The 13,843-nt window shown below is 50.9% G+C and carries 10 protein-coding genes and 1 pseudogene; 5 read left to right on the forward strand and 6 right to left on the reverse strand.

Annotated elements, in window-relative coordinates; translation table 11 throughout:
* Both wzb and wza read right to left on the reverse strand, forming a co-directional pair.
* Positions 1-444 (reverse strand): low molecular weight protein-tyrosine-phosphatase Wzb, encoded by a 444-nt coding sequence (gene wzb / locus D9738_RS08945; protein WP_130260013.1) that lies wholly within the window; start codon positions 442-444, stop codon positions 1-3.
* 5 nt (positions 445-449) lie between these two features.
* A complete protein-coding gene (wza, locus tag D9738_RS08950) occupies positions 450-1,589 on the reverse strand; it encodes a polysaccharide export protein Wza (RefSeq protein WP_000978094.1) in 1,140 nt (379 codons plus the stop codon).
* Between the two features lie 658 nt (positions 1,590-2,247).
* Here wza and D9738_RS08955 point away from each other — a divergent pair.
* The 3 genes and pseudogenes from D9738_RS08955 (at position 2,248) to D9738_RS08965 (ending at position 4,524) form a co-directional block, all read left to right on the forward strand.
* A complete protein-coding gene (locus tag D9738_RS08955; protein ID WP_130260014.1) occupies positions 2,248-3,831 on the forward strand; it encodes a TerC family protein in 1,584 nt (527 codons plus the stop codon).
* Positions 3,832-3,905: 74 nt separating this feature from the next.
* A pseudogene (locus D9738_RS08960) lies at positions 3,906-4,244 on the forward strand (type II toxin-antitoxin system RelE/ParE family toxin).
* The gene (locus D9738_RS08965; protein WP_130260015.1) at positions 4,234-4,524 is read left to right on the forward strand and encodes a helix-turn-helix domain-containing protein; all 291 of its coding nucleotides are present in this window, start codon (positions 4,234-4,236) and stop codon (positions 4,522-4,524) included. Before D9738_RS08960 ends, D9738_RS08965 begins: the two are co-directional and overlap by 11 nt.
* 52 nt (positions 4,525-4,576) lie before the next feature.
* On the opposite strand, the gene asmA is transcribed toward D9738_RS08965, so the two are convergent.
* The 3 genes from asmA to udk all read right to left on the reverse strand — a co-directional run bounded on the left by asmA (position 4,577) and on the right by udk (position 7,766).
* Entirely contained in the window at positions 4,577-6,430 is a 1,854-nt protein-coding gene (asmA, locus tag D9738_RS08970) for an outer membrane assembly protein AsmA (RefSeq protein WP_130260016.1), read from the reverse strand.
* 21 nt (positions 6,431-6,451) lie between these two features.
* Positions 6,452-7,033 (reverse strand): dCTP deaminase, encoded by a 582-nt coding sequence (gene dcd / locus D9738_RS08975; RefSeq protein WP_001234777.1) that lies wholly within the window; start codon positions 7,031-7,033, stop codon positions 6,452-6,454.
* Between the two features lie 91 nt (positions 7,034-7,124).
* Positions 7,125-7,766 (reverse strand): uridine kinase, encoded by a 642-nt coding sequence (gene udk / locus D9738_RS08980; protein WP_064529458.1) that lies wholly within the window; start codon positions 7,764-7,766, stop codon positions 7,125-7,127.
* A 318-nt stretch (positions 7,767-8,084) separates the two neighbouring features.
* On the opposite strand from udk, the gene D9738_RS08985 reads away from it, so the two are divergent.
* Positions 8,085-11,402 (forward strand): diguanylate cyclase, encoded by a 3,318-nt coding sequence (locus D9738_RS08985; RefSeq protein WP_130206946.1) that lies wholly within the window; start codon positions 8,085-8,087, stop codon positions 11,400-11,402.
* 96 nt (positions 11,403-11,498) lie between these two features.
* Here D9738_RS08985 and alkA read toward each other — a convergent pair whose 3' ends face one another.
* Positions 11,499-12,347, reverse strand: coding sequence for a DNA-3-methyladenine glycosylase 2 (gene alkA / locus D9738_RS08990; RefSeq protein WP_130260017.1), 849 nt, complete (start codon positions 12,345-12,347; stop codon positions 11,499-11,501).
* 133 nt (positions 12,348-12,480) lie between these two features.
* Here alkA and yegD point away from each other — a divergent pair, with 133 nt between their 5' ends.
* Positions 12,481-13,833 (forward strand): molecular chaperone, encoded by a 1,353-nt coding sequence (gene yegD / locus D9738_RS08995; protein WP_130260018.1) that lies wholly within the window; start codon positions 12,481-12,483, stop codon positions 13,831-13,833.
* Positions 13,834-13,843 lie beyond the last annotated feature (10 nt).

Below are 13,843 nucleotides of genomic sequence, written 5' to 3' on the forward strand. Positions count from 1 at the left end.
TTATACCTGCTCTGCGTTCAATGCCTGCGCCCACTGGCGGGCAGACCGTTCAAGTAATGTGTACACCGCTGCAAACGTTTCCCGACTTTTGCGATACGGATCGGGGATTTCACATTCGTTATCCCAGTGACCAAACAGCATCACTTTGCCGCGCATCTCAGGTGCCATGTCACATAAGCGTTCGATATGGCGCTTTTCCATGGTCAAAATCAGGTCATAGTTGCGACACAGGCGGCGGCTGATTTGTCGTGCACAGTGGCCTTCCAGAGACAGTTGATGTTCTGCGGCGACGCTGATAGCGGTAGGATCAGCGCCCTTACCGACCAGCGCGCCGAGTCCAGCGGACTCCACTTTCAGCTCCGGGTGATAACGTTGCAGTAAGCGTTCCGCCGTCGGGGAACGGCAAATATTGCCGACACAGACAACTAAGATGTTGTTAAACATGACGATTACCAGTTATGAATGTCGCTGGCTGTATCCGTCATGTAACGGACACCGCTAATAGTTGGCAGCAACTGATTGATCAGACGGTTCCAGCGGGAAACCGGAGCAGTGGTGACATACACCACGTCATAAGGTTGCAGGCGGAATTCTGTCGCCATCACCAGCGACGTGGCATCGGACATATCCAGCTGGTAGATATTGGCAATCTTGCCGTTACGCCCCCCCTCGCCTTTCAGCGGACGAATGACAAAGATGCCGCTGGCGTTGGAGGTGGTCATGTCGATGCCTTCAGCATTGCCCAGGGCTTCAGTCAGGGTCATGCCGCTAAAGTCCATTTTCAGGGTGCTCTGTTTCTTCACTTCACCCATCACAAATACTTTCAGATCATCATTACGCGGCACGTAGAGAATATCGCCGGGGTAAAGCAATCGGTTCTGATTGAGGTCGCCGTTTTGCATCAGCGCCTGCAAAGAAATGCGTTCTTCACGACCATTGTGTGTTAGCACCACGTTGCGCCAGTCAGCGGTGTCGGTCAGGCCACCTGCGGCGTTGATGGCATCGAGAATGGTCAGTGGTACGTTGGTGATCGCCTGTTGACCGGATTTATTCACCTGACCGGAGATATACGCTTTTTGCGAGCGGAAGGCGGCGATATTAACGTCCACCTGCGGGTCAGCGATGTACGTCGCTAAGCGCCCGGTAATATCACTGCGGATTTCAGCGAGCGTTTTCCCCACTACGTGAACCTTGCCGATATACGGGTAGAACATGGTTCCGTCAGGCTGTACCCAGTTGCCGGTGTCGCTGGAGCTACGATACTGACCGGCTGGCGTGGTGAGTTCCGGGTGATCCCAGACGGTGACATTAAGAACATCGCCCGGCCCGACGCGATACTGGTAATTCGCGATCTCACTTTCCAGCGTCATATTGGGGCGCGCTACATTCGGGCGTGGGCGTAATTGATCAATCAGGCGCGGGGTCAACGGATAAACATTCACCATTTTGTCGAGATCAAAATCAGCGTCCTGCTGTTTGATGACGTCTTTCCCCATCGTCGACATATTGCTGCCCGGAAGTACTGTGCAACCGCTTATCAAGGTTACTGACACCAATAATGGCATCAATTTCATTTTGGATTTCATCATTGTTTATTTATCACTTTGGCAGATTAATTATCCTGTGCACTATTAATAGCAATGTCGCATGCACATTTACCTTGCAGTTAATTGAATAAGAATTTAACTGGCATCAGTCCTAAAAAAATTGATTTCATCCGCTGGCTATTGACAGAATAATTCAGACTGGTCTTTCAGGCATCCAGACACGCTACCGCCCCTGGCTTTTTAGCTACCAATACACTGATTTAGCTTATATTTTCCAACTCTCTCATCATGCAGTCGTTTATGAAAAAGCGTTATTCGGTGAATTAATTTTCCAGATATAAGGTGGCATTATGATATTTGAATATTGGCGCTCCAATAATGCAGGAGGAAGTGTTACAGCTAACGGAATAGCAGGCAAGGTAACAATTCGGCAATTGGCTATTTTTAAGAATTATATTAAGTGTCATTCGTGGTATTTTTTAGGAGTTTCTTTAGGTTGACAATATTTAATATAGCGTCTCTATATGCGATATTTCTTAAATAATATTTAATCATTCCCGCTTTTAATTCAGGGATAATGCGATGTTATAATCCTCAAATAATGTGAGATAAATAGTGCTGTGACATTGCATTTTTGCCCTGATTTATCCATGATCGAATTGTGACATTTGTCATACAACGAATAGGTTTTGTACTTACTATGGAATGGATTGCCGATCCGTCTATCTGGGCCGGGTTAATCACGCTGATTGTGATCGAACTGGTCCTCGGCATTGATAACCTGGTCTTTATTGCCATCCTCGCCGAAAAACTACCGCCGAAGCAGCGCGACCGCGCACGGGTTACCGGACTGCTGCTGGCGATGTTAATGCGCCTGTTACTGCTGGCGTCAATCTCCTGGCTGGTCACCCTGACCCAACCACTGTTCAGCTTCCGCTCGTTTACCTTTAGCGCCCGCGACTTAATCATGCTGTTTGGTGGTTTCTTCCTGTTGTTCAAAGCCACGATGGAGCTAAACGAACGGCTGGAAGGGAAAGACAGCAATAACCCCACACAACGCAAAGGCGCGAAGTTCTGGGGCGTGGTGACGCAAATTGTGGTGCTGGACGCTATCTTCTCACTCGACTCGGTGATTACCGCCGTCGGGATGGTTGATCATTTACTGGTCATGATGGCCGCCGTCGTTATCGCTATCAGCCTGATGTTGATGGCCAGCAAACCGTTAACCCAGTTCGTTAATAGCCATCCGACCATCGTCATACTCTGTTTAAGTTTCCTGTTGATGATTGGCTTTAGCCTGGTGGCGGAAGGTTTCGGATTCGCCATTCCGAAGGGCTATCTGTACGCTGCCATTGGTTTCTCGGTGATGATCGAGGCACTCAATCAGTTGGCTATCTTTAACCGGCGACGTTTTCTCTCCGCTAACCAGACGCTGCGCCAGCGGACTACCGAAGCGGTAATGCGTCTGCTTAGCGGGCAAAAAGAAGATGCGGAACTGGATGCCGAAACTGCATCAATGCTGGTGGATCATGGCGACCAGCAAATCTTTAATCCGCAGGAACGGCGGATGATTGAGCGGGTACTTAATCTTAACCAGCGTACTGTCAGCAGTATTATGACGTCACGCCACGACATTGAGCATATCGATCTCAACGCACCAGAGGAGGAAATCCGCCAGTTGCTGGAGCGAAATCAGCACACACGCCTTGTGGTCACCGACGGTGACGATGCGGAAGATTTGCTCGGTGTCGTTCACGTTATCGACCTGCTACAACAGTCACTGCGTGGCGAACCGCTCAACCTGCGGGTACTGGTTCGCCAGCCGCTGGTGTTCCCGGAAACCTTACCGTTGTTACCGGCTCTGGAGCAGTTCCGTAATGCCCGCACGCACTTTGCTTTTGTGGTGGATGAGTTTGGTTCAGTGGAAGGGATTGTGACATTAAGTGACGTCACTGAAACCATTGCCGGTAACTTACCGAACGAAGTGGAAGAGATTGACGCCCGCCATGATATTCAGAAAAACGCCGACGGTTCCTGGACGGCGAATGGTCATATGCCGCTGGAAGATCTGGTGCAATATGTGCCGCTGCCGCTGGATGAAAAACGTGAATATCACACTATCGCCGGGCTGCTGATGGAATATTTACAGCGCATTCCAAAACCTGGCGAAGAAGTTCAGGTAGGGGATTATTTGCTTAAAACGTTGCAGGTGGAAAGCCATCGCGTGCAGAAGGTGCAGATTATTCCGCTGCATAAGGATGGCGAGATGGAGTATGAGGTGTGATAAAACATCAAATGCGCAGGTTCAAACTGCGCATTTTATTTATACAAAATTTAGTATAATCTAAGGATGGAGTAATGAGAAAAAAGCTGGCTTTTCTTGATACCAGTCTTGACGATTTACGCGCATTTCCAGAATCGTCTCGACAGGAAATTGGCTATCAACTCGACAGGATCCAACAAGGGTTAAACCCATACGACTGGAAACCTTTTTCAACTATCGGCCCTGGTGTGCGAGAGATTCGTACTCGCGATGCTGATGGGATCTATCGCGTCATGTATGTCGCAAAATTTGAAGAAGCGGTTTACGTATTGCATTGTTTTTAAAAGAAAACACAGACTACCAGTCAATCGGATATTGATTTAGCCAAACGACGCTATAAAGAACTTGCTCAGGAGCGAAAAAATGAAAATTGAAACCTTTGATAGTGTGTGGGATGCGGTGAGTGACACCCCTGAACAAGCGGAAAATATGCGGATCCGTGCCGAGCTTGTAACGATCATTAATAACTGGATTGAACAACAAGGGTTTAGCCAGACTCAGGCAGCGTCTGCTTTAGGGGTCACTCAACCTCGCATATCTGAACTTGCCAGAGGTAAAATCCAGATCTTTAGTATCGATAAATTGATCACCATGATGGCTCATGCAGGATTGCATATTCAACGTATTGAAGTTCAATATCCACATGCTGCTTAGTGCTATAAATACAGATGGCGACAAATCGACGCCGCCATCTGCATAACTTGTCTTACATCTTCTCCAGCAACTTCTTCACATCTTTGCCATTGCGGGAATCTTTATTGCGCTCGGCCCAGTCGTTAAGACGGCGTTTGGCTTCGTCCTGTAAGTGTTTACGCAGTAACTGATCCACTTGCAGGCTGTAATTGAGTTGCTGCCAGTTGCCATAAACCCGCAGAGGAACCGGCGTTTCTTTGAGGAAATCAATCAGTTTGCTTTCCCCGTTCCAACCGCCTATCACACGAATGTCAAACTGGGTGTCGCAGGTTTGCTCCGCCAGATTCAACGTACCGGCGCCGGAAAGCGCCAGCACTGGCGATTGACCTTGCATGTCGTTTAACGTCACGACACCATCCATCAACGTCAGATCGGTGGTAAAGCTATCAAGCCGCGTCACGTTATCGAAGTTTTCAGCGGCCTTCACATCACCGCCATTACGTTCTACCGCTTGTTGGATCATCTGCTGGAAGTTCATGCCTTCCATGCGCGTATCGGCCATTTCGACATGCGCCGTCCCCTGCCAGGTGTGGCGGAATGCGTTGGCATCAATGTCAGCACCAGAGAAATCCCCCGCCAGCGACATTTTCCCCGTTAGTGATATGGGGTAGTTGAAGGCATTCAGGATGGTGCCAATCTCGACATTTTCCAGCCGGGGATGGAAAACTATACGCGGATGTGAGGCTGTGGCATCCAGCGTACCCGGTAACGACACGACACCGTCGTTAAGTTTGCCCTGCAACTGGATAATCTCCAGCAGCCCCGCCTTGTTAGTCATTTGCGCAGTGACATCGGCAAAATCCATTCCACGCCAGCGCACGTTATTGGCCTGCAACAAAATATCTGCCGCAAAGCCCTTCAGCCCCTGATACGCAGGTTCATCAATGCGTGAGGAAATGACCGGACGTGGCAGCGTCGGTTGGCTTTGCCCCTGTTGAGCAACACCATTTTGCTTAGTCATCACCTCATTCATCGGCAGCAAATTATCCAGATTTAACTGGGCAAATTGCAGTCTGAGCAGCCATTCTGGCTTCTCAAGCAGCGCTACCTGCGCCTGACCGGTCAGATTACTGTCGTTAGCGGTTAAATTGATTTGTTCAAAGGAGAGACGTTTTTGCGCTTCCTGCCACTGAGTCCTGAACTGACCATGGCCCTGAATCCCCTGCTTCGGGAGATCAGCGCCCTGCAGTTGCCAGTCAATCTGTTGAATATCTGCCGTTAAATCATGCGGGTAATCAGAAGCATCAACAGTCCCCTTGAGCGCTAACGTGAGATCGCGTTGGTCGCGATTTACCCGACCAGAGAATTCAAACGAACCGCGATGTTGTGGGTCCTGCTCCATTTGCAGGCGGATATCACGTACCGTAACCTGTTCGTCATTTTCATGCTGGAACACCAACACGCTGTCACTGACTCGCAGACTGGCGATATCGAACGACCAGCCACGATCTTCCGCATCATCAGGTAATGTATTGTCTTTCGGGGCTATTGGGGCGTCTTCACTGCGCACTGCTTCTGTTTCCGGCGTCAGTTGAATGACTGCCCCTTTGAGCATGACTTGCTTAACGCTGAGTTGATGACTCAATAAAGGCCACAAGGCCACATCAAGGCGCATATTATCGGCACGTACCAGCGGTTGGCTGGCCCCGTTGGCCGTTAATATCATGCGACCAGAGAGGATACTAAGCTGCGGCCAGACGTGCCAACGCAGTGGCCCGTCAAGCTGCAATTGATAACCGCTACGTGCAGCAACCTGCTTGACCATATAGTCACGGAAATCATTCGGATTCACCAGCAACACTAACGCAGATAGCCCAGCCACCAGCACGACCAGGAGTATCATCAGCGTCGTCAGAAATCGTCTCATGGTATCCTCAATGGGCCTGAATTAGTCTTTATCGATACGGCTAGCGACTGCGCCCTGCTGGTTGCGATATTTCGCATCTTCACGGCGGTTATACGGACGCGCTGCCGGACCTGAAAGCGGCTCAAAGCTCAGCGCGCCAATCAGCATACCCGGACGCAGGGCCAGCGGCAGCTTACCGGAATTGTAGAACTCCAGCACAATACAGCCAGACCAGCCCGGATCGATACGGTGCGCAGTGACGTGCACCATAAGTCCCAGACGCGCCAGTGAGGAACGGCCATCCAGCCAGCCCACCAGATCGGCTGGCAGCGTCACTGACTCCAGCGTCACCGCCAGTGCCAACTCCCCCGGATGAAGATAGAAAGCTTCGCTTTCATCAAGCACAATTTCATCGCTCATCACACGGTCAAGCGCGGCGCTCACTTCGTCTTTGGGACCGCTCAGATCGATAAACGCTGCCGTGTGGCCACGGAAGGTACGAAATTTATTGCCCAGGCGTACATCCACCGTCGCGCCATTAATACGCTCCACGGGTGGACGTGGGTTGATCGACAAACGGCCTTCATCAAGCCAGGCTTCAATATCTCGGTCACACAGACGCATGGCATTTTCTCCTTTCGCGCATCACTCCCTTAACGCCAGTTACGTCAAGGGCATACCAGGTTATCACTGAACGGTACACAATTTACCAAGCTTATTCAAAGAACTGACTTATTTTCGCTTTCAATATATCGATCGCGATGCGGTTTTTACCGCCGCGCGGCACAATGATATCTGCATACTGTTTAGACGGTTCAATGAATTGCAGGAACATCGGGCGCACGGTTTTTTGATATTGCGCCATTACAGAATCCATCGAACGACCACGCTCATTAACATCACGCTTAATGCGACGCATCAGGCAGATATCCAGTGGGGTATCCACAAAAATCGAGAAGTTCAGCTCGTCGCGCAGACGCGCATCCGTCAGCAGCAAAATGCCTTCGAGAATAATGACTTTCTTCGGTTCAACCTTCACCGTTTCTTTCATACGCGTATGTTCAACGTAGCTGTAAACCGGCAGGTCGATAGCCGAGCCACGTTTCAGCGCCTGCAAATGTTGCAGCAGCAGGCTGTGATCCATCGCGCTGGGATGGTCATAATTAGTTTTAACCCGTTCTTCCATCGACAGATGGCTTTGATCTTTGTAGTAACAGTCTTCCGGAATAACGCCGATGTGTTCATCACCGACTTGTTCACGTAATTCACGATAAAGGGTACTGGCAATGAGACTCTTGCCGGAAGCCGATGCGCCTGCAATACCGATAATGACGCACTGATGAGACTGATCAGTCATAAATTTAGCGACCTGAATAACCTGGATGTTAGGAAGGGGGCGCCGAAGCGCCAAACGCGGCAATTATAGGGATTTCATCCGCGTGATACCAGTCGAATAGCGTTGCCTTGCTCTCAGAGTTAATTGTTGACGATCAATTCCCTGATGCAAATTTAATTGCTCAGTTATGACGCAAGGTGAAAAATGTTATGCATAGTTGCGCAAATTATCCGCCATTACGTCACTTTATGAGCAATTTGCATATAAAATGTAAAACTTTTGTACTAGCATAAACACAGATACTAATACTGACGGCCTGGCCATGCGGAAAGAGCGGTAATGAGTAAACCATCACAGCGTGTTTTAATTACCTTGCCCCATCCTCTGCTTCACCTCGTCAGTTTAGGTTTAGTCTCGTTTATCTTTACCCTTTTCTCGCTTGAGCTTTCGCAATTTGGCACTCAGCTTGCGCCGCTATGGTTCCCTACTTCCATTATGATGGTGGCGTTTTACCGCCATGCCGGACGCATGTGGCCTGGTATCGCGTTAGCCTGCTCACTGGGCAACATAGCCGCATCCGTGCTGCTCTTTTCCACCAGTTCGCTCAATATGACCTGGACGGCTATCAACATTATTGAAGCCGTCGTGGGCGCAATGCTGCTGCGAAAATTATTACCGTGGTATAACCCGCTACAAAATCTGGCTGACTGGCTTCGTCTTGCATTTGGCAGCGCCATCGTTCCACCTCTGTTGGGGGGCGTTCTGGTTGTCCTGCTGACACCCGGAGACGATCCTCTCAGGGCATTTTTGATATGGGTACTTTCAGAATCCATCGGCGCCTTGGCGCTGGTACCGCTGGGCCTGTTGTTTAAACCGCATTATCTATTACGCCATCGTAACCCACGACTGTTGTTTGAAACGCTGCTGACGTTAGCGATCACATTGACATTAAGCTGGCTTTCGATGCTGTACCTGCCGTGGCCTTTTACTTTCATTATTGTGCTGCTGATGTGGAGCGCCGTGCGCCTGCCACGAATGGAAGCCTTTTTGATCTTCCTCACGACAGTGATGATGGTGTCGTTAATGATGGCTGCCGATCCCACCCTGCTTGCCACGCCGCGAGCGTACCTGATGAGCCATATGCCGTGGCTGCCATTTTTGCTGATTCTGCTTCCCGCCAACATCATGACCATGGTGATGTACGCCTTTCGCGCGGAACGTAAGCATATTTCCGAAAGCGAAACCCGCTTTCGGAACGCCATGGAATATTCTGCTATCGGCATGGCGTTAGTGGGTACTGAGGGACAATGGCTGCAAAGCAACAAAGCCCTGTGCCAGTTTCTCGGCTACAGCCAGGAAGAACTGCGTGCTCTCAGCTTTCAGCAGCTGACCTGGCCGGAAGACCTCAATAAAGATCTGCAACACGTTGAGAAGTTGATTAGCGGTGAAATCAATACCTACTCGATGGAGAAACGCTACTACAACCGCCACGGCGACGTAGTTTGGGCGCTGCTTGCCGTCTCACTGGTACGCCACACCGATGGCACGCCACTCTACTTCATTGCGCAGATAGAAGACATTAACGAGCTAAAACGCACCGAGCAGGTGAATAAGCAACTGATGGAACGCATCACGTTGGCTAACGAAGCGGGCGGGATTGGTATCTGGGAATGGGAGTTGAAGCCGGATATTTTCAGTTGGGATAAGCGGATGTTTGAACTTTACGAAATTTCCCCGCAAATCAAACCAAACTGGCAGGTTTGGTATGACTGCGTGCTGCCGGAAGATCGAGAACACACCGAGAAAGTCATCCGCGATTCGCTGCAGGCTCGCTTGCCTTTTAAACTGGAATTTCGCATTACGGTAAAAGACGGTATTCGTCATATCCGCGCACTCGCCAATCGGGTTCTGAATAAGGAAGGTGAAGTCGAACGCCTGCTTGGCATCAACATGGATATGACCGAAGTAAAACAGCTCAACGAGGCGCTGTTCCAGGAAAAAGAACGTCTGCATATCACCCTGGACTCTATCGGTGAAGCTGTGGTCTGTATTGATATGGCGATGAAAATCACCTTTATGAATCCAGTCGCGGAGAAAATGAGCGGCTGGAAGCAAGAAGAGGCGTTGGGCGTTCCGCTGCTGACGGTATTGCATCTTACAACTGGTGACACCGGGCCGTTAATTGAGAACATTTACAGTGCCGACACCTCTCGTTCTGCTATTGAACAGGACGTAGTTCTCCACTGCCGTAGCGGTGGCAGCTATGACGTTCATTACAGTATTACGCCGTTAAGCACCCTGGATGGTAGCAGCATTGGTTCGGTACTGGTGATTCAGGACGTCACCGAATCTCGCAAAATGCTACGTCAGCTTAGCTATAGCGCCTCTCACGATGCCCTGACGCATCTGGCGAACCGTGCAAGTTTTGAGAAACAACTGCGAATACTGCTGCAAACCGTTCACAGTATGCATCAGCAACATGCTCTGGTATTTATCGATCTTGATCGCTTTAAAGCGGTAAATGACAGCGCCGGGCATGCGGCCGGCGATGCTTTGCTGCGCGAACTGTCTTCGTTGATGCTGAGTATGCTGCGCTCCAGCGATCTACTGGCACGACTCGGTGGTGATGAATTTGGTCTGTTACTGCCAGACTGTAATGTCGAAAGTGCTCGTTTTATCGCGACGCGCATTATCAATGCGATTAATGATTATCACTTTATGTGGGAAGGTCGGTTACATCGGGTAGGAGCAAGCGCCGGGATGACGTTAATAAACGACAGTAATCACCAGGCAGCAGAAGTTATGTCCCAGGCCGATATCGCCTGTTATGCTTCGAAAAATGGTGGTCGTGGTCAGGTCACAGTTTATGAACCACAGCAGGCAACTGCACATAATGAACGGACAGTGATGTCGCTCGATGAACAGTGGCGGATGACTAAAGAGAATCCGCTTATGATGATTGCCCACGGCATCGCTTCACCACGAATCACGGAAACGCGGAATTTGTGGTTGATTTCGCTTAAGCTCTGGAGCAGCAAAGGCGAGTTGATTGATGAACAGGCATTCCGCCGTAGCTTCAGCGATCCGGCACTCAGCCACGCGCTTGACCGCCGGGTATTACGTGAATTTTTCCAACAAACAGCAAAAGCGGTTGCCAATAAAGGTTTAAGCATCGCCCTCCCCCTTTCCGTTGCGGGGCTAGGCAGCGTCACTCTGGTAGACGAATTGCTTGAGCAACTGGAACAAAGTTCATTACCACCACGGTTGTTCCATTTGGTAATTCCGGCAGAAGCGATTTTCGACCACGGACTGGCTGTGCAAAAACTGCGGCTGGCCGGCTGCCGGATCGTACTCAGCCAGGTAGGGCGGGACCTACAAATATTCAATATGCTCAAAGCAAATATGACGGATTATCTACTGCTTGACGCCGAGTTATGCGCCAGCGTACAGGGCAATTTAATGGATGAGATGCTGATTTCGATTATTCAGGGGCATGCCCAGCGGTTGGGTGTGAAAACCATCGCTGGGCCAGTAGCGTTGCCATTGGTATTGGATACGCTTTCTGACATTGGTGTTGATCTGATTTATGGCGATGTCATTGCCGAGAGCCAGCCTCTGGATTTGCTGGTTAATAGCAGTTATTTCGCGATTAATTGAGGGAGCGTTTCCCCATCGCCTGATGCAACGCTAACGCGTTTTATCAGGCCTACAATTCGTCCGTTCCGTAGGCCGCGCCGCATCCGGCAACCAGCGTCATACTTCTTCTGGTTGCCAGCCTTCCGTATACCAGATATGCAACAGCGCATAAGAACGCCAGGGCTTCCAGCGTTCGGCATAACGGCGGATTTGTGCCGGTGTCATTCCTGGAAATCGCTGTTTAATCAAATAATCATCCGGCAGAAAAACATCTTTCGCTTGCCAGCCACGCAATGCGAAATAATTCGCCGTCCAGCGCCCAACGCCAGGATATGTTTGCAGCGTTTTCATCGCTTGTTCTACGTCGTCCGGAATTGTCATCGGTAAGGTGCCATCCAGTGCTGCATTGGCTAAATGAATCAGTGCCTCTGCCCGTTTCAACGGCATACCCAACGCTTTTAATGCCTGCGGGTCGGCGGCTGCCAGCCGCTGAGGCGTGGGGAAGCAGACATAATCCGGAAAATCATCCAGCCGTTCGCCATAAAGCTGTGCCACTTTGGCGGTCAATTTTGCCGCCATCGCCACGCTCACCAGTTGGCCTAATATAGCGCGCACGCCCTGCTCAAAAGCATCAACACAGCCGGGTAAACGCAATCCGGGCCGGGCCGCGCCTAACTCGCCCAACGCCTCGTTCACAATCTGCGGGTTACATTGCAGATCAAATAAGCGGCTCATTTTCGCCAGGCACTCAGCGGCAACGGATTCTAAACCTGCACTTAAATTTATGTGCAGAGTATGGCGGGCTATATCCGGAATAGCAGTCACCACGCCGCGATATTCGCCCACCGCCAGACTACGGGCATAATAATCGTCAGCGATCGTTTCCACACCGCTCACCGCACGGGCGGCGAGAAATCCCAACATCCACGACCAGTCATACGGCGGCTGCCAGTTCAGGGTATACATCGCATCTCCTTATTCATCCGCTTTCAGCATAAACGTTATTCAGACGCTGCGCTTTGCTTTCATATTCCGGTTGTCGCGACGGCAACATTTCGCTAAAGTCACGCCCCTTCTTCACCGGCATGGGGATTATTTCGTGTTTATTGGTTTTGATTACGGTACAGCAAACTGTTCAGTGGCGGTCATGCGCGACGGTAAACCGCAATTACTGAAAATGGAAAACGACAGCACGTTGCTGCCTTCAATGCTTTGCGCGCCAACGCGTGAGGCGGTTAGCGAATGGCTGTACCGCCATCATGATGTTCCGGCAGACGACGATGAAACGCAGGCGATGTTACGTCGGGCGATTCGTTATAACCGCGAAGAAGATATCGATGTTACGGCGAAAAGCGTGCAGTTCGGTCTTTCCTCACTGGCACAGTACATTGATGATCCGGAAGAAGTGTGGTTTGTAAAATCACCAAAATCGTTCCTCGGTGCCAGCGGCTTAAAACCGCAGCAGGTAGCGCTGTTTGAGGATCTGGTCTGCGCAATGATGTTGCACATTCGCCAGCAGGCGCAGGCGCAACTGCCAGAAGCGATTACTCAGGCGGTGATTGGTCGCCCGATCAACTTCCAGGGTCTGGGCGGCGATGAAGCAAACACCCAGGCGCAAGGGATTCTGGAACGCGCAGCGAAGCGTGCCGGGTTTAAGGATGTGGTATTCCAGTACGAGCCGGTCGCGGCTGGGCTGGATTACGAAGCCACCTTACAGGAAGAAAAACGGGTGCTGGTGGTGGATATCGGCGGTGGTACGACTGACTGTTCATTGCTGCTGATGGGGCCGCAGTGGCGTTCACGTCTCGATCGTGAAGCCAGCCTGCTGGGTCACAGTGGTTGTCGTATTGGCGGTAACGATCTGGATATCGCACTGGCGTTTAAAAACCTGATGCCGTTACTGGGCATGGGTGGCGAAACCGAAAAAGGCATCGCCCTGCCGATTCTGCCGTGGTGGAATGCGGTTGCCATCAACGACGTACCTGCGCAAAGTGATTTCTACAGTAGTGCCAACGGTCGCCTGCTTAACGATCTGGTACGCGATGCCCGCGAACCGGAAAAAGTGGCCCTGTTACAGAAAGTCTGGCGTCAGCGTTTAAGCTATCGCCTGGTGCGCAGCGCGGAAGAGAGCAAAATTGCGCTTTCCAGCGCAGCGGAAACCCTCGCATCGCTGCCGTTTATCAGCGACGAACTGGCTACGCTGATTAGCCAGCAGGGTCTGGAAAGCGCCCTCAGCCAACCACTGGCGCGGATTCTGGAACAGGTGCAACTGGCGCTGGATAACGCCCAGGAAAAACCGGATGTCATCTATCTGACCGGCGGTAGCGCCCGTTCCCCGCTGATTAAAAAAGCGCTGGCAGAACAGTTGCCGGGCATTCCAATTGCCGGCGGCGATGACTTTGGCTCCGTCACCGCCGGGCTGGCACGCTGGGCGGAAGTGGTGTTTCGTTAATTGAAAAATG

The sequence above is a fragment of the Escherichia sp. E10V5 genome (genome assembly GCF_004212315.1).
Lineage (GTDB): Bacteria > Pseudomonadota > Gammaproteobacteria > Enterobacterales > Enterobacteriaceae > Escherichia.